This is a genomic window from Mycobacterium asiaticum DSM 44297, from assembly GCF_000613245.1.
Classification (GTDB): domain Bacteria; phylum Actinomycetota; class Actinomycetes; order Mycobacteriales; family Mycobacteriaceae; genus Mycobacterium; species Mycobacterium asiaticum.
Genome location: NZ_HG964938.1, coordinates 770594 through 795722, shown reverse-complemented (window position 1 = coordinate 795722; position 25129 = coordinate 770594). Strand labels below are relative to the sequence as shown.

The following is a 25129-nucleotide window of genomic DNA, read 5'->3' as shown; positions in this document are numbered from 1 at the left end:
CTGCATCGCGCCTTCCCGTCGACTTGGTTCGGCGGGAAGGCCGCGTTTTGCCTAAAACAGGGCGAGCTGGTCGTCGGCCCGAGATGCGTCGACGAATTCCTCCATGCTGGTGCCGCCCACCACGGATCCGACGTTGTCCATGAACTGCGCGTCGGAAACGACTGGAACACCGAGCTGCAGGGCGTGATAGCCCTTGCCCTGCTCGGGGGTCGTGTCGTTGCACACCACCAGAGAGGTCTCGCGATCGACGTCGTCGCTGTAGGCCAGCCCAGCGTGCAGGATCCGTTCGACGAGTTCCTCGTGGGTGCGCCCCACCTCGGCGGCCAGCGCGACGCGCATGCCCTGGACCAGTGGTCTGTCACGGACGTAGCGGCCCGGGTTCAGATAGGGACAGGGCATCCGGGCCGCCAACGTCTTCAGCGGCCGCAGCTCGTCATGGGTGACGCGGCCGTTGGGCCAACGGCTCCGGGTCACCGGATGCACCGGCAACCAGATGTCCCGGTCGCGCGCCCTTCCTAAGGCCGCGGCCAGGACCCCGGTCAGCACCATGGCGTCGTCGAACGCGTCGTGTGGCCGTTCCTGTGTAACACCCCAGTGCGCCGCAAGCGTCTCTAGCCGCAGGTTCTCCAGGCCCAGCTCGAGGCGGCGGGCGAGCTCGACCGTGCACATGACGGTGTCGACGGGCAGCTCGGCGTCCACCATCTCCGCTTCGGCCGCCAGGAACGAGTAGTCGAACGCGACGTTGTGCGCCACCAGGGTGCGGCCGGCCAGCACCTCGATCACGTCTGCCGCAATGTCGGCGAACTGCGGCTGATCTTCGAGCATCGCGGCCGTCAACCCGTGTACGTGCGTAGGCCCGGGATCGACCCCTGGGTTGAGCAAGCTGACCACCGACTGTTCGACCCGGCCACGGGAATCGAGCCCCAGCACGGCGATGCTGATGATCCGGGCCTGACCCGGGCGGAAGCCCGAGGTCTCGACGTCGATGACGGCCCATCCCCCGTCCGGCTCTCGTGCAGGCCGGCCCCAGGACATCCGGTTCATGGCTTGAGGATGGCACGGCGAACCGACATCTCTGGTTCGCTGACGCGTCGTGTCGGCGTCCAAAGGGCTCTGAGGGCGACCCGCTGCACCCGGCGCAGAGCGCCGCGTTTGCGATCGCCCTTAAACTGCCCGGGTGATCACCGCTCGCGCTCGTCTGGCTCTCGCCGCTGGGGCAAGCGCGCGCTGGGCATCGCGAGTCACCGGGCGTGGTGCGGGCGCGATGATCGGCGGTCTGGTCGCGCTGACGCTGGACCGCTCGGTGTTGCGCCAGCTCGGGGCGGGCCGGCGGACGGTCATCGTCACCGGGACCAACGGCAAGTCGACGACGACCCGGATGACCGCAGCCGCGCTAGGCACCATCGGCCCCGTGGCCACCAACGCCGAGGGCGCCAACATGGACGCCGGGCTGGTGGCCGCGTTGGCCGCCGACCGGCGGGCGGAGCTGGCTGCCCTCGAGGTCGACGAGATGCACGTGCCGCATGTGTCCGACGCCGTGGAACCGGCCGCGATCGTGTTGCTCAACCTGTCACGCGACCAGCTGGACCGCGTCGGAGAGATCAACGTCATCGAACGAACCCTGCGGGGCGGTCTTCAGCGGCACCCCAACGCGGTGATCGTCGCCAACTGTGACGACGTGCTGATGACCTCCGCCGCCTACGACAGCGCGAATGTGGTCTGGGTGGCCGCTGGTGGATCCTGGGCGAACGACTCGGTCAGCTGTCCACGCAGCGGTGAGGTGATTGTCCGTGAGCAGCAGCATTGGTACTCCACCGGTGCGGACTTCAAGCGGCCCAGCCCGCAGTGGTGGTTCGACGACACCACCCTGTACGGCCCGGACGGCCTGGCACTAGCGATGCGCTTGGCCCTGCCCGGGACGGTGAACCGTGGCAATGCCGCTCAGGCGGTGGCCGCCGCCGTCGCCCTAGGCGCCGACCCGGCCAAGGCCGTCGCGGCGGTATCGGCGGTCGACGAGGTCGCCGGCCGGTACCGGACCGTCCGACTAGGCGACCACGAGGTGCGGATTCTGCTGGCCAAGAACCCGGCCGGCTGGCAGGAGGCGTTATCGATGGTCGACAAGCACGCCGACGGCGTGGTGATCGCGGTCAACGGGCAGATCCCCGACGGCGAGGACCTGTCCTGGCTGTGGGATGTGCGCTTCGAACACTTCGAAGAAACCGCTGTTGTCGCGGCCGGCGAACGCGGCACCGACCTGGCGGTGCGGCTGGGCTACGCCGGGGTCGAGCACACGCTGGTGCACGACACCGTTGCGGCCATCGCGTCGTGCCCCCCGGGACGGGTGGAGGTCGTCGCCAACTACACCGCCTTCCTGCAGCTGAACCGAAGGCTGGCGCGCAATGGCTGACTCGAAAGTGCGGATCGGGCTGGTGCTGCCCGATGTGATGGGCACCTACGGCGACGGCGGCAACGCGGTGGTGTTGCGCCAACGCCTCTTGCTGCGCGATATCCCCGCCGAGATCGTAGAGATCACGCTGGCCGATCCGGTGCCGGACTCGCTGGACCTGTACACGCTCGGCGGCGCGGAGGACTATGCCCAGCGGTTGGCCACCCGGCACCTGATTCGGTACCCGGGCCTGCAGCGCGCGGCCGAACGCGGCGCGCCGGTGCTGGCGATCTGCGCGGCGGTGCAGGTGCTCGGGCACTGGTACGAGACGTCGTCGGGAGAACGGGTCGACGGGGTGGGGATGCTCGATGCCACTACCTCGCCCCAGGAGACGAGGACCATCGGCGAGCTGGTGTCCAAGCCGCTGCTGGAAGGGCTCACACAGCGGTTGACCGGGTTCGAGAACCACCGCGGCGGCACCGTGCTGGGCCCGGCCGCTTCGCCGCTGGCCGCCGTCACCAAGGGCGCCGGGAACCGGGCCGGCGACGGCTTCGACGGCGTCGCGCAGGGCAACGTGCTGGCGACCTACATGCACGGCCCCTGTTTGGCGCGCAACCCGGAGCTGGCCGACCTGCTGCTCGGCAAGGTGGTCGGCGAACTGGCGCCGCTAGAGATGCCCGAGGTGGACCTGTTGCGCCGCGAACGACTAGCGGCGCGCTGAGGTGCGGGCCCAAACGGTGACGTTCAGCGCGCGACTCGCGGCGGGTGCCGCGGTGCTCGGCACGGCGGCGGTCATCGCGTCGCCGACGCCGGCGCATGCCGAGCCGGAAGTGTTGATCGGCCGGTACAGCGTGCAGTACGCGGGCAGCGACAAACCGACCGCCTGGCTCTTCGTTCCCTGCGGGTCGGACTGCACGCGGGCGACCTCACAAGACGGCGGGACGTTCGTCATCAGCTGGGAATTTCAGCTCGCCAACGGACGATGGACCCACAACGGCACGACCCAGGTGCCATGCCCTAACGGCGCAACGACCCCGGCAACCGTGCATTACAGCTTCGACGCGGTGACGCTGGCCGGCGAAGGCGAAACGGCGACCTCGGGGTGTGGTGGCGAGCCGGGCGACAGCTACACGCGGCGGTTCCAGCTCAGTAAGGCCTGAGGTTCGTCACACCATCGCGCGGCGGCCGGTGAGCGCGCGACCCAGGGTCAGCTCGTCGGCGAACTCCAAGTCACCGCCCATCGGCAGCCCCGAGGCGATCCGCGTCACCGTGAGGCCGGGGATATCGCGCAGCATCCGCACCAGATAGGTGGCCGTAGCCTCGCCCTCGGTGTTGGGGTCGGTGGCGATGATCACCTCGGTGATGTCGACGTCGTCGACCCGCTGACCGATCCGGGTCAACAGCTCCCGGATCCGCAATTGTTCGGGACCGATGCCGGACAGCGGGTCCAGCGCCCCGCCCAGCACGTGATAGCGGCCCCGAAATTCGCGGGTGCGCTCCACCGCCTGGATGTCCTTCGGTTCCTCGACGACGCACACCTGCGAACCGTCCCGGCGCGGGTCGGCGCAGATCCGGCAGCGTTCCTCGTCGGAGACGTTGCCGCAGACGGCACAGAAGCGCACGCCGTCGCGGACTTTGCCCAACACGGCCGTCAACCGGTCGATCTCCGGCGGCTCGACGGATAACAAGTGGAAGGCGATGCGCTGGGCGCTCTTGGGTCCGATGCCTGGCAGCTTGCCGAGCTCGTCGATCAGGTCCTGAACCGGTCCTTCGAACATGCTGGTGGGATCAGACCCCCGGCACGCCGGGTGCAGGCGGCGCGGCCGGCGGGGCCGGCGGACGCAGGCCACCGGCCAGCGCACCCAGCCGCTCCTGCGCCATCTTGGTGACTTGCTGGGACGCATCGCGCATGGCGCCGACGATCAGGTCCTGCAAGGTGTCGATGTCGCTGGGGTCAACGACCTTGGGGTCGATCGTCACTCCCACCACCTCACCGCTGCCTTTGACGGTGACCTTGACCAGTCCCCCACCCGCTTCACCATGCACCTCGGAGTTCGCCAGCTGCTGCTGGGCCTCGAGTAGTTTCTGCTGCATCTGCTGCGCCTGAGCCAGCAGCTGCGACATATCGCCTCCGGGTTGCATGACAGTCCCCTCGCATCTTGGTCTCGAGTTGGTTTCGCCTGCGCTTGTCGGGCGATTTGAAACATTCAGCGTAGTCCGCGCGGCGATACCTTGGCGCAGTGGACGTACGAGTCAGCCTGCGTGTCGGCATCGCCATGATCATCGGCGCACTTGCAGCCGCCGCAGTCCCCGTCGGGCCGCTGATGCCCGCCGCAACCGCGGCGCCCGGCAGTCTGGCCGGCATGATTGTGTTCATCGATCCCGGCCACAACGGCGCAAACGACGCTTCCATCGGGCGCCAGGTCCCCACCGGACGAGGCGGCACCAAGGACTGTCAGGCCAGCGGCACGTCGACCAACAGCGGATACTCCGAGCACACCTTCACCTGGGACACCGCGCTGCGACTGCGGGCCGCCCTCAATGCCCTTGGAGTCCGGACCGCGATGTCGCGCGGCAACGACAACGCGCTCGGTCCCTGCGTCGACGAACGCGCGAACATGGCAAATGCGCTGCACCCGAACGCGATCGTCAGCCTGCACGGTGACGGCGGCCCGGCATCCGGGCGGGGATTCCATGTCAACTACTCCTCGCCTCCGCTCAACGCGGCCCAGGCCGGACCGTCGGTGCAGTTCGCCCGCGTCATGCGCGACCAGTTGCAGGCGTCCGGCATCCCGCCGGCGAACTACATCGGACAGGGCGGCCTCTACGGACGCTCGGACCTGGCTGGCTTGAACCTCGCCCAGTACCCGTCCGTGCTGGTCGAACTGGGAAACATGAAGAATCCCGCGGATTCGGCGTTGATGGAGTCCGCCGAGGGTCGGCAGAAGTACGCCGACGCGTTGGTCCGCGGCGTCGCCGGGTTCCTGGCCACCCAGGGCCAGGCGCGCTAGGCGGACTGGCCTTCCAGCTCGTTCTTCAGGTTGGTCAGCACCTCGTTCTGAATCCTCTTCAGACCCAGCGGCGCGAACGTCTTCTCGAAGAAGCCCTTCACGCCGCCGGCACCGGTCCAGGTCGTCGTCATCGTGACGCTGGATCCGGGGCCCGCCGGAGCCACCGTCCAGTTGATGACCATCGACGAGTTCGCGTCCTTCTCGATGACCGTGTGCCCGGCAACGTCCACGTTGACCTGCACGTTGCGCACCCGCGACTCCGTCGCCTGCAGCCGCCACTTGGCCACCGTGCCCTGACCCTGACCGCCTTCGAGCACTTCGTACTCGCTGTACTGCGGGGAAAGGATCTTCGGACGGACGTTGCGGTAGTCGGCCACCGCATCGAGCGCTGCCTTCGGCTCAGCGTTGATCCAGACGGTGCTCGCCGCCTTCACCTGTCCCATCAGGTGTAACTCCTCTGCTCATGACCGTGCCACGGCACGGTCGGCTGTCGGGGACCACGATATAGGGGCGCTGCGCGGCTACCCGTCGATGCGGCGGGCACCCAGTTCGTTCTGCAGCAGCTCGAGAGCGACCTCCTCCGGGTCGCGCCGGGGCTCCGACGGATCGGTGCGCCCGGCTTCGGCGAGCATGCTCTCCTCTTCGTCACGCTGCACGGAATTCTGTTGCACCGCAGGCTCTTCCACCTGTGGAGGCGGGGCGGTGAGATCTGCGGCCGCCGGCGGGCCGGTCTCACAACGCACCCGCCAGTTCACCCCGAGGGCGTCCTTGAGCGCTTCGACGATGACGTCGGCGTTGCGCTGCTCGGACAGCCGCTTGGCCAGCGGCGCCGCTTCATGGGTCAACACCAGCGTGTTGTCCTCGACGGCAAGGACCGTGGCACCGGACAACATGACGGCGGTGGTGCGGCTGCGCTCGCGGACCTTGTCGCGCACCGTCGGCCACATGCTGCGCACCGCGGCGGCGTTGAGTTCGCCCGGCGCGGCGGGAGCCGGCGGAGCAGCCGCGGGCGGCGATGGCGGCGATGGCGGCAAGGACGGCGCTTGCGGCGCCGGTTGCGGTGCGGGCGCCGGGGACTTCGGCGGCGCCGCCGAGGCCGGCTCGGCCTTGGGCTCCGGCCGCGGCGCGGGCCGGGTGATCGGCGGACGAGCCGGCGCGCTGGGCGGGGGTGCGTCCGCGGCCGGTATCGAGATGGCCAGCCGGGTCTCGATGCGCTCGACGCGTTGCAGCAACGCCGATTCGGCGTCGCTGGCCGAAGGCAGTAGCAGCCGGGCGCACACCACTTCGAGCAGCAGCCGCGGCGCCGTGGCGCCACGCATCTCCCCGAGACCGGCTTGGACGACTTCGGCATATCGGGTCAGGGTCGCCGAACCGATCCGGGCCGCTTGATCCCGCATGCGGTCCAGGATGTCCTCCGGGGCGTCCACTACGCCGCGGGACACCGCGTCCGGTACCGCTTGCATGAGGATGAGGTCGCGGAACCGTTCCAGCAGATCGGTGGCGAAGCGCCGCGGATCGTGCCCGGCGTCGATCACCGATTCGACGGCGCCGAACAACGCCGCCGCATCCCCGGCGGCCAATGCGTCGACGGCGTCGTCGATGAGCGCGACGTCGGTGGCGCCCAGCAGCCCCAGCGCACGCTGGTAGCCCACCCGGCCGTCGTCCGATCCGGCCACCAGCTGGTCCAACACCGACAGCGTGTCGCGAGGCGAACCTCCGCCGGCCCGGATGACCAGCGGATACACCGCCTCGTCGACGACGACGCCCTCCTGCTCACAGATCCGGGAGATCAGCGCCCGCATCGTGCGGGGCGGCAGCAGCCGGAACGGATAGTGATGGGTGCGTGACCGGATGGTGGGCAGGACCTTCTCCGGCTCGGTGGTCGCGAAGATGAAGATGAGGTGTTCGGGTGGTTCCTCGACGATCTTGAGCAGCGCATTGAACCCGGCCGTGGTCACCATGTGCGCTTCGTCGACGATGAACACCCGGTAGCGCGACTGCGCCGGCGCGTAGAAGGCGCGGTCGCGCAGTTCGCGAGTGTCGTCGACGCCGCCGTGGCTGGCCGCGTCGAGTTCGACCACATCGATGCTGCCCGGCGCATTGGGGGCCAACGCCTGGCAGGAATCGCAGACCCCGCACGGGGTGGCGGTGGGCCCCTCAGCGCAGTTCAGCGAGCGCGCGAGAATGCGTGCGGACGAGGTCTTTCCGCACCCGCGCGGGCCGGAAAACAGGTAAGCGTGGTTGATCCGGCCCGCTTGCAGGGCGATGGAGAGTGGCTCGGTGACGTGCTCCTGCCCCACCACTTCGGCGAAGGTTGCCGGTCGGTACTTGCGGTAGAGGGCCACGGTGAGCAGGCTACCGACGCGGGCCGACGCCTCGCTCGTCGGCGTTGATTCTGCGTCCAGGGCACGGGGCACCTGAACTTTCCCGCCGTCAGCGCAGAATCAAGTGAGAGATTCGGTCGCTGCCAGCAGTGCGCACGTGGCCAGCCCGTCAACCGCGTCACGTAGGTCCGACAACGACGGGAAAGACGGCGCGATGCGAATGTTCTTGTCGTCCGGGTCTTTGCGATACGGGAAGGACGCACCGGCCTCGGTCACGGCGATCCCGGCATCCTTGGCGAGCGCGACGGTCCGGCGTGCGGTCCCGGGCAACACGTCGAGGCTGATGAAATAGCCGCCCTTTGGCTCGGTCCACGAGGCGATCTTGGCGTCGCCCAGCCGTTGCTCCAGGATCTCGGCGGCCAGCGCGAACTTCGGCGCCAGGATTTGCTGGTGTCGAAGCATGTGCAGCCGCACCCCGTCGGCGTCGCCGAAGAAGCGCAGGTGGCGTAGCTGGTTCACCTTGTCCGGCCCGATCGACTTCTTCCCGGCGTACTGCAGGTACCAGGCGATGTTGCCGAGCGAGCCGCCGAAGAAGCTGACCCCGGCACCGGCGAAGGTGATCTTGGACGTGGACGCGAAGATGTAGGGCCGGTTGGGGTTGCCCGCCTTGGTGGCCAGGCCGAGCACGTCGACCTGACGGATGAAGTCGTGGGTCAGGGTGTGCACCGCATAGGCGTTGTCCCAGAACAGGCGGAAGTCGCTGGCCGCGGTCTGCATCTGGACCAGACGTCGGACGTTCTCCCAGGAGTAAGTGATCCCGGTCGGATTGCCGAAGACCGGGACCGTCCACATGCCCTTGATTGCTGGGTCGGCCGCGACCAGTTCTTCGATCAGGTCGACGTCCGGGCCGTCCTCGAGCATGGGAACCGGGATCATCTCGATGCCCATCGTCTCGGTGATGGCAAAGTGCCGGTCATAGCCGGGCACCGGGCACAGGAACTTGACGGCCGGCTCCTTGCTCCACGGCCGCGGCGAATCCACGCCGCCATGCAGCATCGAGAAGACGACGACGTCGTGCATGAACTCCAGGCTGGCGTTGTTGCCCGCAATCAGGTTCTGCACCGGAAGGCCGAGCAACTCGGCGAAGATCGCCCGCAACCCCGGCAGGCCGTGCAGTCCGCCATAGTTGCGGGTGTCGGTCCCCTCCGGGTCACGGAAGTCGGCGCCGGGCTGCGACAGCAGCTGGTTGGACAGATCGAGCTGTTCGGGCGACGGCTTGCCGCGGGTCAGATCCAGCGAGAGATTCTTAGCCTGCAGCGCCGCATACTCCTGCTGGTGGCGCGCGTGCAGCGCGGACAACTCTTCAGGGCTGAGGGAATCGAACGACGCCATGCGGCCCTTTCGTATGTACCGGGAAATGAGGGGACCCCGCGCACCCGACAGAGCCCATTGACCCTTGCTGCCTTCCGGCCCTGGGGGAGTTCACAGGATAGACGCCGCGCGGGGTCCACCGGCGAGTGTAGTACCAGGCCGCGACGACTCGACGGCGGTGGTGGCAGGTACCCGGGACACCCGGCACCGTTCAGCAGCTACCATGACCACGGAGGATTCGCCTAGTGGCCTATGGCGCTCGCCTGGAACGCGGGTTGGGTTAATAGCCCTCGCGGGTTCAAATCCCGCATCCTCCGCTGTACGGTCCGCCGTGTGACCAGGAACGACATTCGGCCTGGTCACCTTTCGGTGGCGTGAGTTCAAGCTGTATGAGGAGGGGTATGGGGCGCAAAGTCGCCATGCTTTGGCACGCGTCGTTTTCGATCGGCGCGGGCGTCCTCTTCTTCTATTTCGTATTGCCGCGCTGGCCCGAGTTGGTGGGCGACACGCCAGAAATGCTCGGGCGGGTGCTGCGGATCGTCACCGGCGCGCTGATCGGACTGGCCGCCCTGCCGGTGGTCTTCACTCAGCGGCGCACGGGCAAACCCGAGCTGGGCACCCCGCAAATGGCGCTGACGATCAGGACCTGTTCCATCGTGGCGCATGTGCTCGCCGGTGTGTTGATCGTGGGCACGGCGATCGGCGAGTTCTGGTTGAAGCTGGACACCGTGGGCCAATGGTTGTTCGCGATCTACGGGGCGGCCGCGGCCATTGCGGTGCTCGGGTTCTTCGCTTTCTACCTGTCGTTCGTGGCCGAGTTGCCGCCACCGCCGCCCAAACCGATCAAGCCGAAGAAGGTCAAGAAGGTCCGGGGCCGCGGAAAGAAGGGCGGCAAGGCCGACGAGGTCGATGCGGCCGACGAGGCTGACGAAGACGAAGCGACCGACGAAGCGGAAGCGACCGACGAAGCGGAAGCGGCCGACGAAGCAGAAGAATCTGAAACCTCCGAAGACACCGACGAGGCCGAAGACGAGGAATCGACGCAGGCCGAGACCGTCCAGGCACAGGTGCCCGAACCGGTAACTCAAGCGCCGGAAACCGACGAGACGCCCGCCGAGGCGACGGAGGAAACCTCCGAGACCTCCGAAGCTGAGAAATCCGAAGGCGAGACCGCCGACGCCGAAACCGTCGAAGCGCCCGTCCAACAGCGACTCCGCAACCGGCGGCCCACCGGCAAGACATCGCACCGCCGCCGGCGCACCCGCGGCGGGGTCGCGGTCGAGGAATAGGTCCTCAGCGGCGCCGCAGCCGCTCGACGTAGTCAGCGATGCCCTGCAGCGTCTGGTCAGCACCCCAGATCCGGCGTACTTCATCATCGATCTGCGCGCCATCGAGGATGCGCTGCAGCGCCGGACCCCGCAATTGGGCCTTGGTGTGGCTGTACGCCTGCGCCGGGATGCCGCTGAGGTCGGTCGCTTCGGTCACGGCCGCGTCCAATAGGTCCCCAGACACGATGCGATGGGCCAATCCCCTGGCGACGGCTTCGTCGCCGCGGTAGCTACGTCCGCCGAGCAGGACCTCTTCGGCGTGGTCACCGCAGGCGTAGCGCAACACCTCGAGTGCGGCGACCGGAAACGCGACACCAACCCGGACCTCGGCGGCGCCGATCTGCGCCTCCGGGCTGGCCAGGCGCCAATCGCATGCCCCGGCCAACACGCACCCGCCGGCTATCGCCGCGCCGTTGATCGCCGCCACGGTCGGTCCCGGGTAGCTGAACACCGCCTTGAACGCATCGGACAGCGCGGGAACCAGCTGATCGGTGTAGCCCGCTCCGCCCTCGATCACGCGATTGAGGTCCACCCCGGCCGAAAACACCCGCCCAGCGCCGGTGATCACCAGCGCACCGCCGCCCGAGCGGGCGAGCTCCTGGATGGTTTGCGTCAGCTCACCGAGGCTCTCGACGTCAAGCGCATTCACCCGTCCCCAGGAAAGCGTCAGCACCTGCACCGATCCCGCTGCTTGGATCTCGATCACAGGGATACTTCACCACAATTTTTGGGATCGGTAGCAACGCCCACCGCCTGTACTTGCTCCCATGACGACGCCATCAGGGCGGCGCATGACGGAAGGAAGTCCAGTGAAACGTGCTATCGCGGTTGCGATCGGAACCCTAGGCTGCGCGTCCGCGCTGGTGGGCTGCTCGAGCGGCGGCCACACCGCCAGCCCGGCTTCGAATGCGCCGGCCAGTGTCGCCACGGGTGGCGGCGCCGGAACCGAGGTCAAGGTGGGCGGCTCGGACTTGGCGGGTCTGAACCCGTCCTCGGTCACCTGCGTCCGGCAGGGCGGCAAGATCAACATCGGTAGTGGTTCGACCGGCGGCCAGCAGGCGCTGGCGGTGGTCATGACCGAAGGCAACCCGCCGACGGTCGACTCGCTGGCCATGGTCGTCGACGGCAACGCCCTGTCGGTCTCCGACAACATGGGCGCCAAGGTCGGTGAGGCCAAGGTTGCGGTGGACGGCAAGACCTACACCATCACCGGGCAGGCGCAGGGCGCCGACCTGAAGAACCCGATGGCCGGAATGATCACCAAGGACTTCAGCATCAAGGTGTCGTGCGGCTGATGAGGGGTAGTTCGGGGCGGCGGGCATGCAGTGCATGTCCGCCGTTCCGGATTGGCGTCCGGATTTATGATGCAGCCGTGTCGATCACCGGCGACCTCAATCGGGCGCGTCAGCTGACGTTCGCCGCCGACGAGGGCGCGGCCCGGGATCTGCTGCTGACGCTGCCGCCGCAGATCGAACAGGCTGACCGCGACGACCTGTTGCTGGAAGTCTTCGCACAGCTCGGCGAGATCTATCTGGTCCGGGGCGCGAATGACGGAGTGCGCGAATGCATCCGGCGAATGCGCGAACCGCTGGCGATCTACCGGGGCATCCTGGATGGCACCCGGCCCGAGGCCGCCGCCCAGGTGAACATGTCAGATGCCGAGATCGCCCACATGGTCCTGCGCTACTCGCGGCGGGCACAGTTCCTCGACATCGGATTGGCCGCGGCACAGGGCGACCACGAGCAAGCGGCGGACGCGCTGCGCGTACTGGCTGAATACGAGTGCTTCGACGAAGATCTCGCGGATGAGCAGCAACGGCTACTCACCCACGCCCGGCTGCTATGTGCGACCGCCCTGTGTGACGACGATCTGCATGTGCGCTCGCTGCCGTTATGGGCCGAGGTGCTCGACGCCCTCAACCGCTCCGCAGGGAAAACTGAAGCCGACGACTACGTCTGGGTTTCGGCGGCGACCGGCTACGGCAGATTCTGCATCGAGACCGGGCGACTGGCCGAGGCTGAGCCCTGGCTGCGCCGCGCCGGCGCGCGCGCCGAAGCCCACGGTTGGGAATTGGCAAGCGCGCGAACACAACTGGAGCGTGCCGCAGCCTGCTGGACCGCCGGTGACCACGAGACCACCGAGCAGCTGGTGTCCGACGCCTACCCGGTGATCGCCCGCCACGCGCGCGCCCACGACGTGTCTCGCTGCTGGCTGTACATGGGGCTGACCCGGCTCGCCAGCGGTGCGCTGGAAGCTGCCGACCAGTGCTGGGAGCACGCCGAGCGGCACTGGCGCGACCTGGGCAAACCGCTGCATCTTCACCGTATTCTGTTGCAGCGCAGTTGGATCGCAATATTCTGGGGTCGCTTTCCCCAAGCTGTCGAGCTGATCGCGCAGGCCCGGGAGTTGCTCGACTCGTCGCCGCGCAGCAGCTGGCTGCAGTACGCGATGCTGGACAACCACCTGGGAACCGTTTGGCGGGCGGACGCGCTGGCGGATCTGGGTTTCGACGGCTCCGGTGACCCCGACGAGTCGTTGCAGGAAACCGAGGCCCGGCAGGCCGAGTCACTCGGAATTCTGCGCGGCGAGGCCGGGACCCCGGAGTACTGGCGCGCGATGGGCAAGCTGGAACAAGCGGCCGAACTCAAGGTGCCCGCCGCCCTGGCCGTGGACTCCGTACGTTACTCGATCGCCGACGCCGATGCCCGATCACGTTGGGCCGCACAGGTCTCGGCGCCCATCCTGGCCAGCGCATTTGCGGTTGCGTGGGAATGGGAGAACACCGAGCTGATCAGCGAGCTGGTCGAATACCACAGTGCCCGGGGCACATTCAACACCGAACAACGGCAACGTCAGGTCGGTGAATGGGAGTCCACCGGTACCGGCCCGGTGCTCGTCGAGAGCGACGACGACCTGCGCCTTCCGACGGCGGCAGCCGGACCTGCCGCCTCGCAAACCAATTCACTGACCCGGCTCGGACCGCTGCCGCCATTGCAGATGCAACCGGGTGCGCCGCCGATCATGAGCCACTATCGCGCGCTGGCGTTTGCGCGGTACGGCCGCGAGGTGACCGCCGCCGAGCCGGCTTGGTCGACCTGGCCATGACCGGCGCGACCCTGGTCCTGCGTTACGCTGACGTCGGGATCGCCACATATGCCAGCCTGCGCTTGATCGACCAGTCCGGAATGACGCAACAGACCGTCAACTGGGTGGTGGAGGAGCCAATTCTGTTGGCTGCCTTACAGGAATTGCGCGATGCCCTGCCCGAGCCATATGGCTCAGAGAGCAGGCGGGACGCCATCGAGCGGGCTCTGACCCGCGGCCCATTCGCGACACCGGACACCGAGCTGACGGTGGCCTACATCCTCGGTGTTCTGCTCATCGGCACCGCGGGATGGCAATTGCTGGCGGATTGCGCCGCAACTCCGCGGCCGACACTGTTCATCTCGCCCAGCGCCCGGTTGGCCAGGGTGCCCTGGGGATTGCTCGCGGTGCCGAAATCCGGGCCCAGCAAAGAAGAATTGGTGCGGGCCCGGCAGGACGCGATCACTTCCAGCGGGCGGGTGGCCGCTCAAATCCCCTGGCAACTCGCCGATGTCAAAGAGCACACCGACGGCTATCGCCTGATGGAGTTGGTCGATGTGCTGATGGCGGTGCCACAGAACATCGTGCACGCGCCGCGCGCCCACACCGATTGGAGTGCCCGGCATGAAGGCCCCGCGCTACTGATCCTGGATCCGCGGGTACCGGGACAACGGCCGGACTCCGCGCTGGGATCAGTACTTGGGCGACCATCGGAACAGACCCCGCTAGCAAGGCATTTCGCCGAATCGCTACGGCGCCGGCGGGTCCTGCCGGACGTCGGCAGCGCCGTGGAGCTATTTCGCCGCCAGGACGCCGACCGCGGCTGGTTGGCTGAGTTGCTGACCCGACAGCCGAGCCGGCTGGTGTACGTCGGACACGCCAGCTCCGCCGACGACGACGTGGGCCATGCCGATCGGGCCGCACTGCACCTCGCGTGTACCGCAGCTGCGCCCGGAGACGCCGCGCCGATCGGCAATCATCGCCCCTTGACCGCCTCGGATTTGATGTCGCTACGGTTGCCGATCCCGCCGCGGGTGGCGCTGCTGGCCTGCGCTTCGGGCGGGGACTACCAGTTCGACGAGGCGACCGGTCTGGTGGCGGCGATGATCCTGGGCGGGGCGCAGCTGGTGACCGCTACGCTCTGGTCGCTGCCCACTACGGCCGCCTATCGGCAGTTCGGACCGGCCGGCGACGGCGCGAACCCGCCCGATCCTATGGCCGAAGTCGTTGTCGGCGTGGACAGTGCGCACGAGGAGGCCGCCGCCGGATGCGCGGTCAATCGCTGGCAGCGGGCGCAGATGCGGCGCTGGCGGGATGGCGCCGTCGCCGCCAGTCCGCTGTTCTGGGGTGCGCTGGTCACGTTCGCCGTAGACGGTGCGCGTTGAACGGCGCGTCGGTTACACCAGGGCGAGACCCTGAGCCCGCACCGCCAACACGTCGTCGGGTAGCGAAAGCTCTTCCCGCGCAGCGGGATCGAACGCGACCAACATGACGAGGCCGGGACGCAATGTGGACAGGTCCGCGTCGGGGTCGTCATGCACCAAGCGGCCGACGAAGGTGTCACCGTGCACGCTGGACACCTCGATCCAGATCTGGCGTTCGCCGGCGTGCGCGTGTGCCTGCTCATTCACGACGGTTCGCACCGTGCCGACCCCGACCGCGAGGCTGTCGTCAGTGCGCTTGCGCGCGTTGCGGGTGGCCCGGCGGGTCAATGTCGCCAGCAACGCGATCTGGGCTCCGATTGCCATGAGCTTGGACTTGTTCATGGGACTAGCTTCGGGACATCGATCGGCTACCGAACCCAACTTTTCGAGTACCAGGATTTTCCCGGCTGCCCCTATCCTGTGGTCATGAGCGCCGATCCGCAGGTGGAGCCTGCCCTGAACGGACGCGACGGACGCGACGACCGCGCACCGGGACAGCCCCGGCGGGCGGTTATCGACGCTGCGTGGCGGGCCGTCGGTCCCGGCGTAGAAGTATTGAGCAGCGACGACGGCGGCCCGTTGAGCCGGACCGTGAAACGCATCATCGACCCGTTGGTGCTGCGGTTGCGCGCCAACCCGCAGTATTCGGCGCCCGTTGTCACCGATGCTGTCGCCGCGACAATTCACAGCTTGATCGTCGGTAAGGCAGCCGAATTACGTTGGGCAGCAGCTTGGTTCGAAGTGCTGAAGCTGCAGCGCAGACGGCTACGGATTCGCAGCGGCAACGCACAGGAGCTGTACTTCCCGGTGTGTTTCGAGCTTGCCGTCACCAAAGGCGCACCGACGACCGAAGATTCGGCTACCGCGGCCCAGGTGCTGCAGGAGGTACATCAAGGCAGGGATCGCACCGCGGTCGAGGTGCTCAACGATTACGTGGCCAGCGCACAGGTGGTTTCGACGCTGGCGGCCCAGCTGGTCGCGAGCTGGCGCGACGTGCGGGCCGACGATGCCCCGCGCGAACCGTTCATGGCAGAGCTGACCACCGTGCTCGGCACGGTCAAGAGTCACACCGCCGCGGCGGCGCGACAGCGGGTCTGGACTGCAATGATCGCCGACACCACGCCCTACAACCTGGGCGCTCTGATCCGCCTCGAATCCGCCGAACTGCCATGGTCGATCGTTGAGCTGGGCTTGAGCGCCTCTGCCCCACAACGTCCCCCGGAAGTGGCCGGCGGCTCCGAAAGTGACCGCCCGCTGGATCGCACGGTGGTGGACCGGGTCCGGTCCACGTTGCGGCGCGCCCTGGATAGGGATGCACTGCCGGATGTCCCGCTGTTATGCGCGGAGGAGGTGGACCGGGCGTGCGCGCCGTGGGGCTTGCTGGCCGAGGACAAGCAGGCCACTTTGGTGGCGGGAATCGAGGTGGCCGTCGACCTGGCACCGCTGGACCGCTCGGTCACCAGCCGTTATGGGCTGGCCGCGCAGATTCAGGCGCGGCTGCGTAAGGAGGCCTATGTACTGCATGCGCGGCGTTATCTGGCCGAGGGCGGGCCGATTCATCCGCGCCAGCAACAGGTCGTCGACGATCTCGCGTCGTACGCGCAGCCATACCTGAGCCGGCTGTGGGCGCGACTGCACGGGCGCGACGTATGGCAGGAGCCTTGTGAGGACATCGACGATGTGCGGTCGCTGCTGGAAGGTGTCGCCAGGTCGGTCAGCCTCGACCACCGCCAGCGCATCAAGTCGATGCTGGAACTGCAGGTGGCGGGATGAGACTGATCAGCGAGCCCGGACTTTGGGCACAGACCTCACCGCTGGTCGCGGTACTGGAGGTCAGCGGCGCGGTGCTGTCGTGGATCGTGGACGACCCGGCCGGTGCGGCCGCGGGCCAGATCACCTTCACCGACCCGGACCGGGCCGATTGGCTGTGGCGGGTGGTCGGTCAGGCCGGTCACCTCGCGGTGGTGTCGGCCGCGGCGGCGACCGACGAACCCCGCGATCTCGCCGGCATTGACATCACGCCGGGATCGCTGGACCCGCTGCACCGGTTGGCAATCGGTCAGTGGCTGCGGCGCTGGTGGCCCGCCAGCCAGCGCGACGGCATCATCGCGCTCGATCATGCCCTGCTCGATGCCGAAATCGCGTTGCTGACCGCCGGCGCGGACGGCTTCTTCACCGACGACACCCTGGATTCGGATGTGACGGAACTGCTGGCTCCACACGTCGCGGCTCTGATGGCACACGTACGAAGCAACGATCCCCGCATCCGCGACCTGGTTCGGGCCGCCGCCGAACTCGCCGACGAGGTCGGTGTCGACGGCACTGGCTGGGCGGAATTGTCCGCGGCAGTACAGGATTCGGGGCTGAGCCTGGCCGAGCCGACCGGCTACCGCGATGACTACGCGCTGGCCGCCGGCGCCGATCCCGGCCCAGCCGCCGTGGCGTCGATCGGCCGGGGTGTCGCGTCGATCAACTGGGCAGCGGTGCCGCCAGGCGTTTTCGATGCGGCCGAGGACACCGTCGACTGGCGCGTCGAGGCGGCCGGTCCATCGGTCGTCGCCGTCGTACGTGCGGCGGTCATCGGACCCGATCCGGCCACCGACATACCGGTTCGCGTTCAGTCTGGAGACGTCAGCGGCGCCGCCGCTCTGGACGCCGGCGGCCGGGCCACCGTGCCGCTCGTCGACGGCGAACGGCGACGGCTGACGGAATCGGTTGCCTGGAACCATGATTGGCCGGCCACCTCGGTCATCGTCGGCGCCGATGTGACGGAACCCAGAGCGGCCCGGGAACGGATCCGCGATTGGGTGCGGTCCCGGTTGGACGAACCGCCGCCGGACGCCTTCCTGGCCGAGATCCTGGCAGCCGAATCGTCCTACTAGCACTGGGCCTAGTACTAGTAGAAGCCTCCCCCCTTGCCTATGCTGAGCGAGTGCCCAACACATATCGGGTCGTGCAGTGGACGACCGGAAACGTCGGTAAGAGCTCACTACAGTCGATCGTCGCCAACCCGCAGTACGAACTGGTTGGGTGCTACGCGTGGTCGCCGGACAAGGCCGGCCAGGACGCCGGGGAGCTGGTCGGCATCGAACCGCTCGGGGTCGCCGCGACCAATGACGTCGAGGAACTGCTCGCGCTGAAGCCGGACTGCGTGGTCTACAACCCGATGTGGATCGACGTCGACGAGTTGGTCCGGATCCTGTCCGCGGGCGTGAACGTGGTGACGACGGCGTCCTTCATCACCGGCCACAACCTGGGCGACGGCCGCGACCGGATCGTGGAGGCGTGCCAGCAGGGCGGCTCGACGATCTTCGGCTCCGGCGTCAGCCCCGGCTTCGCAGAGTTGCTGGCGATCGTGTCCGCGATGGTGTGCAACCGCGTCGACAAGGTCACCGTCAACGAGGCGGCGGACACCACGTTCTACGACTCCCCGGACACCGAACGGCCGGTCGGGTTCGGACAGCCCATCGACAATCCCGAGCTGCCTGCGATGGCGGAAAAGGGGACCGCGGTGTTTGCCGAGGCCGTCCGACTGGTCGCCGACGCGTTGGGCGTCGACCTTGACGAGGTCCGGTGCGTGGCCGAATTCGCGCAAACCACAGCTGATCTCGAGATGGCGTCCTGGACGATTCCGGCAGGGTGTGTCGCGGGTGTCTACATCAGCTGGCGAGGCATTGTCGGCGGAAATACCGTCATCGACCTCAACGTGCGGTGGAAGAAGGGCCAGAGCCTCGAACCCGACTGGCAGATCGACCAGGACGGGTGGGTGATCCAGATCGACGGTCAACCGACGGTGACGACCAGGGTCGGCTTCTTGCCGCCGCCGTACTTCCAGGCGACGACGCTGGCCGAGTTCATGGCGCTCGGACACATCATGACGGCGATGCCGGCGATCAACGCGATCCCCGGGGTGGTGGCCGCCGCACCCGGCATCGCCACCTATGCCGACCTTCCGTTGACCCTGCCGCGGGGGACAGTGCCCTCGTCATGAGGCAGTGCACGCATGAAGCCGGCGGTCAGCGGGTATCCGAGCCGCATGGCTACCAACAACCGATTGAGCAACTCAGCAAAATTTTGGGGCGGGCGGGCCAAAGAAACGGTCGGCCGGCTGACCGGTGACCGGCGCACCCAGTATGAGGGCGTGCTGGACCAGGCGAAGGCGAATCTCAAAGACACCGGGCTGCGTCTCCGAGACGCCGTGCGCGGCGGGCGTCGGCCGGTGCGGCGGCAACCACGGCGGCAACCATGAGCGCCGAAGACAAGGTGAAGAACAAGATCGAGGACCTTGGCGGCCGGGCGAAGGAGGCGGTGGGCCGGGCGACCGGCGATCGCGACACCGAGGCCGAGGGACGCGCCGATCAGGCCAAGTCGAGCCTCAAGGATGCCGGCGAGAAGGTGAAGGACGCCTTCAAGAAGTAGCCCTCGGCGGTTGAACAGCGAATTTCTGGCTACTCATACCGGCATGCGATCCAAATCAAGGGTTCGCCGACTCACGGCGGGCGCCGCGGTGGCGCTGGGGTGCATCGCGTTGCTGAACGCACCGGCGCCGGATGCGTCGGCGGCACCATGTCCCGACGTCGAGGTGGTATTCGCGCGTGGCAGCGGCGAACCGCCGGGTGTCGGCGGCATCGGCGGGGCATTCGTCGAAGCGTTGCGTTCGGACATCGGCGCACGGTCGCTAGGCGTATATGCGGTCAACTATCCGGCTAGCACCGACTTCGGCAGCAGCGATTTCCCCCTGACCGTCATCGACGGGATCCGGGACGCGGGCGCCCACATCCAATCCATGGCCACCACCTGCCCGAACACCAGAGAGGTGCTGGGCGGGTACTCGCAAGGGGCGGCCGTCGCCGGTTATGTCACCTCGGCGACCATCCCGCCGGGCGTGCCGGCTGCGGCGGTGCCGCAACCGCTGGCTCCCGAGATCGCCAATCACGTCGCGGCGGTCACGCTGTTCGGCACACCCTCACCGGAATTCCTGAGTCAGTACGGCGCGCCGCAGATTGCGATCGGACCGCTGTATCAGCCCAAGACCATTCAGCTGTGCGCCGATGGTGACAACATCTGCGCCGGCGGCGGCACCACCCCCACCTTCGCGCACACGTTGTACGCGACCAACGGAATGACCGGTCAGGCAGCGGATTTCGCGGCCGGCCGCTTGTAGGTCGAGCTTTAGTCGGTATCTTCCGGCGGCAAGTCCGGATTCGGGATGCTGGGCGAGTTCTTCAACCATTCCCGCAACCGGAGCAACCCGTTGATCACGATGCCGAGCCCGAGCAGAACCAGCACCGCGACGATGATTGCGGTAGTCACCATTCCATGGTGACAGGTTCTAAGCGGGCTTGATCTCCAGTCCGACGTGCACCTTGTCGATGCCGCCGCGGACGATCGAATGCGCATAGAACCACCAGGCGTGGTACCAGTACCGCTTGAGCACCGCGTTGTAGACCCGCCGGGTCTCGGACTTCGGTAGGACGCGGGCAACCGCTTCCACCTCGTCACTCTTGGGCTTGCCCAACGAACCACTCTTGGCGATCGTCACCCGCGGCGTGTTGCGAATGCGCTTGACCTTCCAGGAGTCGTCATCGGTGATAACGAGCAGGCGGTCGTCGCCGTCGGGCACTCCCCAAATCGCGGTCGGCTTGGGACGGCCGTCCTTGGTGAACGTCGTCAGCAGCAGATACTTCGATTTGATGACGTCTTTGAACCCGATAGCCACGCTGTGTTTCCTCCTGGTAGGTTTGCCGATCCCGAAATCGGCGATAGCGCACCGCGATCTATTACCCGCGTTGTGAGTTGCGGAAACCGCTTGATCGCTTGCTGAGCGGGACAGCCACCCCACCGCATTCCACCGATTGCGACGGTTGCAACAATGCGAAGATGCGTGTTCTGGTCACCGGAGGTACGGGGTTCGTCGGCGGGTGGACCGCCAAAGCCATCGCCGATGCCGGGCACTCCGTCCGGTTCCTGGTGCGAAAGCCGGAACGCCTGAAGACATCGGTGGCCGCGCTTGGGGTCGACATATCCGATTACGCCGTCGGTGACATTAAGGACCGCGAGTCGGTCCGGCAGGCGCTGGAAGGCTGCGACGCCGTCATACACAGCGCCGCCCTGGTGGCGACCGATCCGCGGCAGACGGCGCAGATGCTGGCCACGAATATGGAAGGCGCAGGCAACGTTCTGGGGCAGGCGGTCCAACTCGGCCTGGACCCGATCGTGCATGTCTCGAGCTTCACCGCCCTGTTCCACCCGAACGTGGCGACCCTGAGCGCCGACCTGCCCGTGGTCGGTGGGACCGACGGATACGGAACCTCCAAGGCGCAGGTGGAGATCTATGCCCGCGGCCTGCAGGACGCCGGCACACCGGTCAACATCACGTATCCCGGAATGGTTCTCGGCCCGCCGGTGGGTGATCAGTACGGGGAAGCCGGCGAGGGTGTGCGGGCGGCGTTGCAGATGCACGGGATCCCCGGACGCAGCGCGGCCTGGATGATCGTCGACGTCCGCGACGTCGCCGCCGTGCACGCGGCGCTACTCGAGCCGGGGCGCGGTCCGCGACGGTACATGGTGGGCGGGCATCGAGTCCCCGTCGGCGAACTGGCGAAGCTACTGGGCGAGGTGTCGGGCACCACGATGTTCCCGGTTCCCGTCCCGGACAGCGCATTGCGCGCCGCCGGAACACTTTTGGACTTCGTGGGACCCTATCTGCCCTTCGAGAACCCGGTGACCGCGGCCGGAATGCAGTACTACACCCAGATGCCCGAATCCGATGACACGCCGGCCGAGCGGGAACTCGGCATCCAATTCCACGATGCCCGTACCACGCTGGCCGACACGGTTGCGGCACTGCGGGAGGCGCGGCGCGACTAGTCCGGTACCACCGCGGCGTCGATCAACGCGGCGGCGGCCGCCCGGGCGTGTACGACCGGTGACGCATCGTTCAGCGAGGTTGCCATCGCCGTTGCCCCTTCGAACAACACGGCGAGCTGCTGACCCAACAGGTGCGGGTCGGCGGCGCCCAGTTCCTGCGCAACGGCGGCAAGCCGGCGGGTGAACCGCAACTTGTGACTCCGCACGATCTTGTCCGCGCTCGTCATCGCGCCAGCGGATTCCACCGCCGCGTTGTGAAAAGGACACCCGCGCACCACTTCTGCGCGCGGCGCCTCGAAGATGGCCAATAACCGCTCGCGAGGAGAGAGAGCGGTGTCCGCGAGACGCTGTTCAAGCGGCGTGCCGCCGCGACCGTCAATAGCGGTCAGGTAGTTCTCGACCAATTCGCCCTTACTCGAAAAGTGTTGATAAAGCGTGCGTTTGGAAACGCTGGCGTGCCGGGCGATGAGATCGACACCGGTGGCATGGATCCCGTTGCGGTAGAAGAGCTCGGCGGCCGCACGCTCGATGCGCGCACGGGCCCCGCGTCCGCTTACCCGTTGCTCCATGACCGTCATATTACACCGATCGGTTTACATTATGCGAGATCGCTGATATCGTCGACCGGTCATATACACCGATCGGTTTACTTAGTCGGAAGGACGCCCATGCAGCACACCGCGGAATCGCCCATCCTGGTAATCGGTGCGACCGGACGGCACGGCGGAACCGGGGCTACCGTGGTGGACTGCCTGCTGCGACGTGGTCATTCGGTGCGGGCGCTGATCCGCACCGACGACGAGCGCGCCGGTGAATTGCGTCGCCGAGGCGCCGAGACCGTCGTCGGCGACTTACATGATCGCGGCTCGCTGGTACCCGCATTCGACCGCGTCCGCGCCGTGTATTTCACCTACCCCGTCGCGCCTGGCATCATCCCAGCCGCGGCCAACGTCGCCTCGGTGCTTTCTAAGCACGCGTCCGCTGCACACATCGTGGTGATGTCCATGGCGGTGTCAGCCCTCGACAGCCCGAGCAAACTTGGCCAGGCTCAAGCGGTTGCCGAGGACATCTTCATCTGGGCAGGCTTAAATCCGACGGTGCTGCGGTTCGCCGGACTGTTCCACGAGAACATCGCTGTCCTGCACCAGCGAACCATCCAGCGTGATGCCGTGATCGCCAACAGCTTTGGCGGCTGTGAGGCGCCATGGATCAGCGGGGATGACGCGGCCGAGATCGCCGCCGCCCACCTGTTGACGCCTCGTCCCGATTCACCACGGATCAGCTATCCACCGCCGGCGGAAGCGATCAGCCACACCGAACTTGCCCGCATCATCTCCGCGGCGGCGGGCCGGCCGGTGCGCTATGAACACATCTCCGCCGCCGCGTGGCAGCGGCAGCTGGAATTGGCCGCCGAATCCGAGCACCCGGTCAATGTGGGCATGGCGCAACACATCGCGACCGTCGGCGCGGCCCTGTCGCGGCGGAGCAAGCCACTGGTGGCACCGGACCCGTCCGCGCTGGCGGTGATGCTCGACCGGCCGCCCGCGTCGGTCGCCGACTTCATTCGGCGCAACCATTCCCACTTCGCCACCGATCGGCCATAAGCCAAGGAGAAACGATCATGTCGTCCGTGCTGATCACCGGAGCCAACCGCGGCATCGGCCGCGCCATCGCCACCGAGTTCACCCACCGCGGTCACCGCGTCATTGCCACCGCACGCGATCCGCGCACGCTGGCCGACCTCGACGTCAGCGGGCGGCTGGCACTCGACGTCACCGACGACTCGAGTGTCACTGCCGCGGTGGCGGCGGCCGGCGAAATCGACATCCTGATCTCCAACGCCGGGGCGATCTTCTACGCCGCGGTGGAAGCCATTCCGCTGCCGGAACTGGGGCGGGTGTTCGACCTCAACACCGTCGGCGCCGTCCGGGTGGCGCAAGCCGTACTCCCGCAGATGCGAGCCCGCGGTGACGGCAAGCTGATGTTCATGTCCAGCGTGCTCGGACGAATCGTGTTGCCGCCCGCCGCCGCCTACGCCGCGACGAAGTGGGCGCTGGAAGGGTTGGTCGAAGCCCTGGCCATCGAAGTTGCGCCATTCGGCGTTCAGGCGGCGCTCCTGGAACCGTCCGCCGTGAGCTCCGGCGCACTCGACGACGTCGCCACCTACACGCTGCCCGACGATCCCTACGCCGCCGTGTTGAACGGCGGCGGACCGCGCGCCGGGATGATCACCCCCGAACAGGTTGCCGCAGAGGTCGTCGACGCCGCCGAGAAGCCGCAACTCCCGCTGCGCATCCCGATCGGGGACGCCGCCCGCGCGTTGCTGGCCGCCCGTCATGTTGCCCCCGAGGACGCCCCCTTCACCCTTTGACCGGGATCGCGGCCGCGGGCACCGCCACGCCCGGCACACCCACATCGATCCGCAGCAGCGCCCCGGCGGTGGTGACATAGATTGCCGTTCCGGCAAAGGCCAGCGACGACACGAATCGTCCCGGAAGTTCGACCACTTCATGCAGAGCGCCCCCGGCATCGAATCTTGCAATGCCGCCGCCACTTCCGAGCGCAACCCATACGCCACCGTCCGCATCGACCGCCAGGCCGTCACATTCACCGCGGGGCGCGTCGGCGAATACGGACGACCCGTGCGGTCCGTATGCGCGCACCCGCGCCGCCGCGTACTCGGCGACATACAGCGTCTCGCCACCCGGCGCGAACCCAACACCGTTCGGCCAGAGCAGATCATCCAGCAAAATCTGCGTCGCGCCGTCGGGCGCGATACGAATCAATTCGGTGGGTCCGGCGGTCTGACCCGCCTGCGGCTGATGACGCAGAACTCCGACGATTACCGAACCATCCGACCCCACGGTCAGATCGTTGATGCCGGTGGCGCCCACGGGAGCCAGCACGGTCCGCAGACCCGACGGGTGCACATACGCCAGATCGCGCCCGCTGACCAGAATTCCGCCGTCGGCATGCAACGCGATACCGCCGATCCCGCGCCGCCGGTCAACCACGGTCGATATTGCGTCGCCGGACCAGCGGTAAACGCCGCCGGCCGTGGTGTTTGCCACCAGCACCGATCCGTCCGGCAGCGGCCGAGGCGCTTCGAGCAAACCGTCGGCCTCCCACAGGGTCTGCACTCGGTGAGTCATGGCATCACCTCGGCCCGACCGATGTCCGCCCCGAAACCCAGCGCGGCCGGCAGCTGCGGGCAGCGCTGCGCAAACGGCGCGGGTTTGCGGGTATCACCTCGCGCTCGGACCTTTAACTCCCCGCAGCCGTCACCGAAGCGCGCACTCTGTAGCGGTTCGACGCCGCATGAGCGGCAAC

At 67.6% G+C, this 25129-nt stretch carries 29 protein-coding genes, 1 tRNA gene and 1 other RNA gene; 18 read left to right on the top strand and 13 right to left on the bottom strand.

Going from position 1 to position 25129, the window contains the following annotated elements; genetic code table 11:
* Positions 1 to 51: 51 nt before the first annotated feature.
* A complete protein-coding gene (locus tag BN972_RS22615; RefSeq protein ID WP_390176229.1) occupies positions 52 to 1044 on the bottom strand; it encodes a DEDDh family exonuclease in 993 nt (330 codons plus the stop codon).
* Between the two features lie 133 nt (positions 1045 to 1177).
* Here BN972_RS22615 and BN972_RS22610 point away from each other — a divergent pair, with 133 nt between their 5' ends.
* From BN972_RS22610 to BN972_RS22600, 3 genes are read left to right on the top strand one after another with little or no spacing between them, the layout of a single operon-like run.
* Complete coding sequence (locus BN972_RS22610; RefSeq protein ID WP_036362734.1) at positions 1178 to 2407, top strand: Mur ligase family protein; 1230 nt, start codon at positions 1178 to 1180, stop codon at positions 2405 to 2407.
* Complete coding sequence (locus BN972_RS22605; protein WP_036362731.1) at positions 2400 to 3107, top strand: type 1 glutamine amidotransferase; 708 nt, start codon at positions 2400 to 2402, stop codon at positions 3105 to 3107. Before BN972_RS22610 ends, BN972_RS22605 begins: the two co-directional genes overlap by 8 nt.
* A gap of 16 nt (positions 3108 to 3123) precedes the next feature.
* Positions 3124 to 3546: a hypothetical protein gene (locus BN972_RS22600; protein ID WP_036363755.1), complete on the top strand. Its 423-nt coding sequence runs from the start codon at positions 3124 to 3126 to the stop codon at positions 3544 to 3546.
* Between the two features lie 6 nt (positions 3547 to 3552).
* On the opposite strand, the gene recR is transcribed toward BN972_RS22600, so the two are convergent.
* Complete coding sequence (gene recR, locus BN972_RS22595) at positions 3553 to 4164, bottom strand: recombination mediator RecR (protein ID WP_036362729.1); 612 nt, start codon at positions 4162 to 4164, stop codon at positions 3553 to 3555.
* Between the two features lie 10 nt (positions 4165 to 4174).
* The gene (locus BN972_RS22590; RefSeq protein ID WP_080697095.1) at positions 4175 to 4528 is read right to left on the bottom strand and encodes a YbaB/EbfC family nucleoid-associated protein; all 354 of its coding nucleotides are present in this window, start codon (positions 4526 to 4528) and stop codon (positions 4175 to 4177) included.
* A 98-nt stretch (positions 4529 to 4626) separates the two neighbouring features.
* Between BN972_RS22590 and BN972_RS22585 the strand changes: the two genes are divergently transcribed.
* The gene (locus tag BN972_RS22585; RefSeq protein WP_036362724.1) at positions 4627 to 5397 is read left to right on the top strand and encodes an Rv3717 family N-acetylmuramoyl-L-alanine amidase; all 771 of its coding nucleotides are present in this window, start codon (positions 4627 to 4629) and stop codon (positions 5395 to 5397) included.
* On the opposite strand, the gene BN972_RS22580 is transcribed toward BN972_RS22585, so the two are convergent.
* The 4 genes from BN972_RS22580 to ffs form a co-directional block, all read right to left on the bottom strand.
* Positions 5394 to 5840: an SRPBCC family protein gene (locus tag BN972_RS22580; RefSeq protein WP_036362722.1), complete on the bottom strand. Its 447-nt coding sequence runs from the start codon at positions 5838 to 5840 to the stop codon at positions 5394 to 5396. The genes BN972_RS22585 and BN972_RS22580 overlap by 4 nt on opposite strands.
* A gap of 78 nt (positions 5841 to 5918) precedes the next feature.
* On the bottom strand, positions 5919 to 7742 hold the full coding sequence (locus BN972_RS22575; protein ID WP_036363752.1) for a DNA polymerase III subunits gamma/tau: 1824 nt from the start codon (positions 7740 to 7742) through the stop codon (positions 5919 to 5921).
* A gap of 99 nt (positions 7743 to 7841) precedes the next feature.
* Complete coding sequence (locus BN972_RS22570; protein WP_036362719.1) at positions 7842 to 9113, bottom strand: aminotransferase class I/II-fold pyridoxal phosphate-dependent enzyme; 1272 nt, start codon at positions 9111 to 9113, stop codon at positions 7842 to 7844.
* Between the two features lie 25 nt (positions 9114 to 9138).
* An RNA gene (gene ffs / locus BN972_RS28485) (signal recognition particle sRNA small type) lies at positions 9139 to 9233 on the bottom strand.
* Between the two features lie 90 nt (positions 9234 to 9323).
* Between ffs and BN972_RS22565 the strand changes: the two genes are divergently transcribed.
* A tRNA-Ser gene (locus BN972_RS22565) sits at positions 9324 to 9409 on the top strand.
* Between the two features lie 84 nt (positions 9410 to 9493).
* Positions 9494 to 10381: a hypothetical protein gene (locus tag BN972_RS22560; protein ID WP_036362716.1), complete on the top strand. Its 888-nt coding sequence runs from the start codon at positions 9494 to 9496 to the stop codon at positions 10379 to 10381.
* Positions 10382 to 10385: 4 nt separating this feature from the next.
* Here BN972_RS22560 and BN972_RS22555 read toward each other — a convergent pair whose 3' ends face one another.
* Entirely contained in the window at positions 10386 to 11126 is a 741-nt protein-coding gene (locus BN972_RS22555; RefSeq protein WP_235192549.1) for an enoyl-CoA hydratase/isomerase family protein, read from the bottom strand.
* Positions 11127 to 11211: 85 nt separating this feature from the next.
* Between BN972_RS22555 and BN972_RS22550 the strand changes: the two genes are divergently transcribed.
* From BN972_RS22550 to BN972_RS22540, 3 genes are all read left to right on the top strand, one after another.
* Positions 11212 to 11715, top strand: a complete 504-nt coding sequence (locus BN972_RS22550; protein WP_172831116.1) for a lipoprotein LpqH — start codon at positions 11212 to 11214, stop codon at positions 11713 to 11715.
* Positions 11716 to 11792: 77 nt separating this feature from the next.
* Positions 11793 to 13526 (top strand): tetratricopeptide repeat protein, encoded by a 1734-nt coding sequence (locus tag BN972_RS22545; RefSeq protein WP_036362708.1) that lies wholly within the window; start codon positions 11793 to 11795, stop codon positions 13524 to 13526.
* A complete protein-coding gene (locus BN972_RS22540; protein WP_036362706.1) occupies positions 13523 to 14890 on the top strand; it encodes a CHAT domain-containing protein in 1368 nt (455 codons plus the stop codon). The genes BN972_RS22545 and BN972_RS22540 overlap by 4 nt, the downstream gene beginning before the upstream one ends.
* A gap of 12 nt (positions 14891 to 14902) precedes the next feature.
* Here BN972_RS22540 and BN972_RS22535 read toward each other — a convergent pair whose 3' ends face one another.
* Positions 14903 to 15271, bottom strand: coding sequence for a hypothetical protein (locus tag BN972_RS22535; protein ID WP_036362702.1), 369 nt, complete (start codon positions 15269 to 15271; stop codon positions 14903 to 14905).
* 84 nt (positions 15272 to 15355) lie between these two features.
* Between BN972_RS22535 and BN972_RS22530 the strand changes: the two genes are divergently transcribed.
* Genes BN972_RS22530 through BN972_RS22505 form a run of 6 tightly spaced genes read left to right on the top strand, consistent with a single transcriptional unit; the run spans position 15356 to position 20093 of the window.
* Entirely contained in the window at positions 15356 to 16702 is a 1347-nt protein-coding gene (locus BN972_RS22530) for a hypothetical protein (protein WP_036363749.1), read from the top strand.
* The gene (locus BN972_RS22525; protein WP_036362700.1) at positions 16699 to 17811 is read left to right on the top strand and encodes a hypothetical protein; all 1113 of its coding nucleotides are present in this window, start codon (positions 16699 to 16701) and stop codon (positions 17809 to 17811) included. The genes BN972_RS22530 and BN972_RS22525 overlap by 4 nt, the downstream gene beginning before the upstream one ends.
* A 50-nt stretch (positions 17812 to 17861) precedes the next feature.
* The gene (locus tag BN972_RS22520) at positions 17862 to 18920 is read left to right on the top strand and encodes an NAD(P)H-dependent amine dehydrogenase family protein (protein WP_036362698.1); all 1059 of its coding nucleotides are present in this window, start codon (positions 17862 to 17864) and stop codon (positions 18918 to 18920) included.
* Between the two features lie 45 nt (positions 18921 to 18965).
* A complete protein-coding gene (locus BN972_RS22515; RefSeq protein ID WP_065140738.1) occupies positions 18966 to 19178 on the top strand; it encodes a CsbD family protein in 213 nt (70 codons plus the stop codon).
* Positions 19175 to 19348: a CsbD family protein gene (locus BN972_RS22510; protein ID WP_036362695.1), complete on the top strand. Its 174-nt coding sequence runs from the start codon at positions 19175 to 19177 to the stop codon at positions 19346 to 19348. The genes BN972_RS22515 and BN972_RS22510 overlap by 4 nt, the downstream gene beginning before the upstream one ends.
* A 43-nt stretch (positions 19349 to 19391) precedes the next feature.
* The gene (locus tag BN972_RS22505) at positions 19392 to 20093 is read left to right on the top strand and encodes a cutinase family protein (RefSeq protein ID WP_036362693.1); all 702 of its coding nucleotides are present in this window, start codon (positions 19392 to 19394) and stop codon (positions 20091 to 20093) included.
* 8 nt (positions 20094 to 20101) lie between these two features.
* Here the strand turns inward: BN972_RS22505 and BN972_RS29825 are convergent, their stop codons facing one another.
* On the bottom strand, positions 20102 to 20242 hold the full coding sequence (locus BN972_RS29825) for a hypothetical protein (protein WP_167659589.1): 141 nt from the start codon (positions 20240 to 20242) through the stop codon (positions 20102 to 20104).
* Between the two features lie 19 nt (positions 20243 to 20261).
* Complete coding sequence (locus tag BN972_RS22500) at positions 20262 to 20648, bottom strand: PPOX class F420-dependent oxidoreductase (protein ID WP_036362691.1); 387 nt, start codon at positions 20646 to 20648, stop codon at positions 20262 to 20264.
* A 161-nt stretch (positions 20649 to 20809) separates the two neighbouring features.
* On the opposite strand from BN972_RS22500, the gene BN972_RS22495 reads away from it, so the two are divergent.
* Positions 20810 to 21799, top strand: coding sequence for an SDR family NAD(P)-dependent oxidoreductase (locus BN972_RS22495; protein ID WP_036362688.1), 990 nt, complete (start codon positions 20810 to 20812; stop codon positions 21797 to 21799).
* On the opposite strand, the gene BN972_RS22490 is transcribed toward BN972_RS22495, so the two are convergent.
* Entirely contained in the window at positions 21796 to 22377 is a 582-nt protein-coding gene (locus tag BN972_RS22490) for a TetR/AcrR family transcriptional regulator (RefSeq protein ID WP_036362686.1), read from the bottom strand. The genes BN972_RS22495 and BN972_RS22490 overlap by 4 nt on opposite strands.
* Before the next feature lie 90 nt (positions 22378 to 22467).
* Here BN972_RS22490 and BN972_RS22485 point away from each other — a divergent pair, with 90 nt between their 5' ends.
* Positions 22468 to 23403: an NmrA family NAD(P)-binding protein gene (locus BN972_RS22485; protein ID WP_036362683.1), complete on the top strand. Its 936-nt coding sequence runs from the start codon at positions 22468 to 22470 to the stop codon at positions 23401 to 23403.
* Positions 23404 to 23420: 17 nt separating this feature from the next.
* A complete protein-coding gene (locus BN972_RS22480) occupies positions 23421 to 24170 on the top strand; it encodes an SDR family NAD(P)-dependent oxidoreductase (protein ID WP_036362679.1) in 750 nt (249 codons plus the stop codon).
* Here the strand turns inward: BN972_RS22480 and BN972_RS28480 are convergent.
* Positions 24160 to 24951 (bottom strand): SMP-30/gluconolactonase/LRE family protein, encoded by a 792-nt coding sequence (locus BN972_RS28480; RefSeq protein ID WP_080697092.1) that lies wholly within the window; start codon positions 24949 to 24951, stop codon positions 24160 to 24162. The genes BN972_RS22480 and BN972_RS28480 overlap by 11 nt on opposite strands.
* Positions 24952 to 25129: the final 178 nt, after the last annotated feature.

Coding starts and splice junctions, on each gene's coding strand:
- BN972_RS22615 (WP_390176229.1), bottom strand. CDS start 1,044: ATGAACCGGATGTCCTGGGGCCGGCCTGCACGAGAGCCGGACGGGGGA.
- BN972_RS22605 (WP_036362731.1), top strand. CDS start 2,400: ATGGCTGACTCGAAAGTGCGGATCGGGCTGGTGCTGCCCGATGTGATG.
- recR (WP_036362729.1), bottom strand. CDS start 4,164: ATGTTCGAAGGACCGGTTCAGGACCTGATCGACGAGCTCGGCAAGCTG.
- BN972_RS22590 (WP_080697095.1), bottom strand. CDS start 4,528: ATGCAACCCGGAGGCGATATGTCGCAGCTGCTGGCTCAGGCGCAGCAG.
- BN972_RS22580 (WP_036362722.1), bottom strand. CDS start 5,840: ATGGGACAGGTGAAGGCGGCGAGCACCGTCTGGATCAACGCTGAGCCG.
- BN972_RS22570 (WP_036362719.1), bottom strand. CDS start 9,113: ATGGCGTCGTTCGATTCCCTCAGCCCTGAAGAGTTGTCCGCGCTGCAC.
- BN972_RS22560 (WP_036362716.1), top strand. CDS start 9,494: ATGGGGCGCAAAGTCGCCATGCTTTGGCACGCGTCGTTTTCGATCGGC.
- BN972_RS22550 (WP_172831116.1), top strand. CDS start 11,212: ATGACGGAAGGAAGTCCAGTGAAACGTGCTATCGCGGTTGCGATCGGA.
- BN972_RS22540 (WP_036362706.1), top strand. CDS start 13,523: ATGACCGGCGCGACCCTGGTCCTGCGTTACGCTGACGTCGGGATCGCC.
- BN972_RS22535 (WP_036362702.1), bottom strand. CDS start 15,271: ATGAACAAGTCCAAGCTCATGGCAATCGGAGCCCAGATCGCGTTGCTG.
- BN972_RS22530 (WP_036363749.1), top strand. CDS start 15,356: ATGAGCGCCGATCCGCAGGTGGAGCCTGCCCTGAACGGACGCGACGGA.
- BN972_RS22525 (WP_036362700.1), top strand. CDS start 16,699: ATGAGACTGATCAGCGAGCCCGGACTTTGGGCACAGACCTCACCGCTG.
- BN972_RS22515 (WP_065140738.1), top strand. CDS start 18,966: ATGGCTACCAACAACCGATTGAGCAACTCAGCAAAATTTTGGGGCGGG.
- BN972_RS22510 (WP_036362695.1), top strand. CDS start 19,175: ATGAGCGCCGAAGACAAGGTGAAGAACAAGATCGAGGACCTTGGCGGC.
- BN972_RS22505 (WP_036362693.1), top strand. CDS start 19,392: ATGCGATCCAAATCAAGGGTTCGCCGACTCACGGCGGGCGCCGCGGTG.
- BN972_RS22495 (WP_036362688.1), top strand. CDS start 20,810: ATGCGTGTTCTGGTCACCGGAGGTACGGGGTTCGTCGGCGGGTGGACC.
- BN972_RS22490 (WP_036362686.1), bottom strand. CDS start 22,377: ATGACGGTCATGGAGCAACGGGTAAGCGGACGCGGGGCCCGTGCGCGC.
- BN972_RS22485 (WP_036362683.1), top strand. CDS start 22,468: ATGCAGCACACCGCGGAATCGCCCATCCTGGTAATCGGTGCGACCGGA.
- BN972_RS22480 (WP_036362679.1), top strand. CDS start 23,421: ATGTCGTCCGTGCTGATCACCGGAGCCAACCGCGGCATCGGCCGCGCC.
- BN972_RS28480 (WP_080697092.1), bottom strand. CDS start 24,951: ATGACTCACCGAGTGCAGACCCTGTGGGAGGCCGACGGTTTGCTCGAA.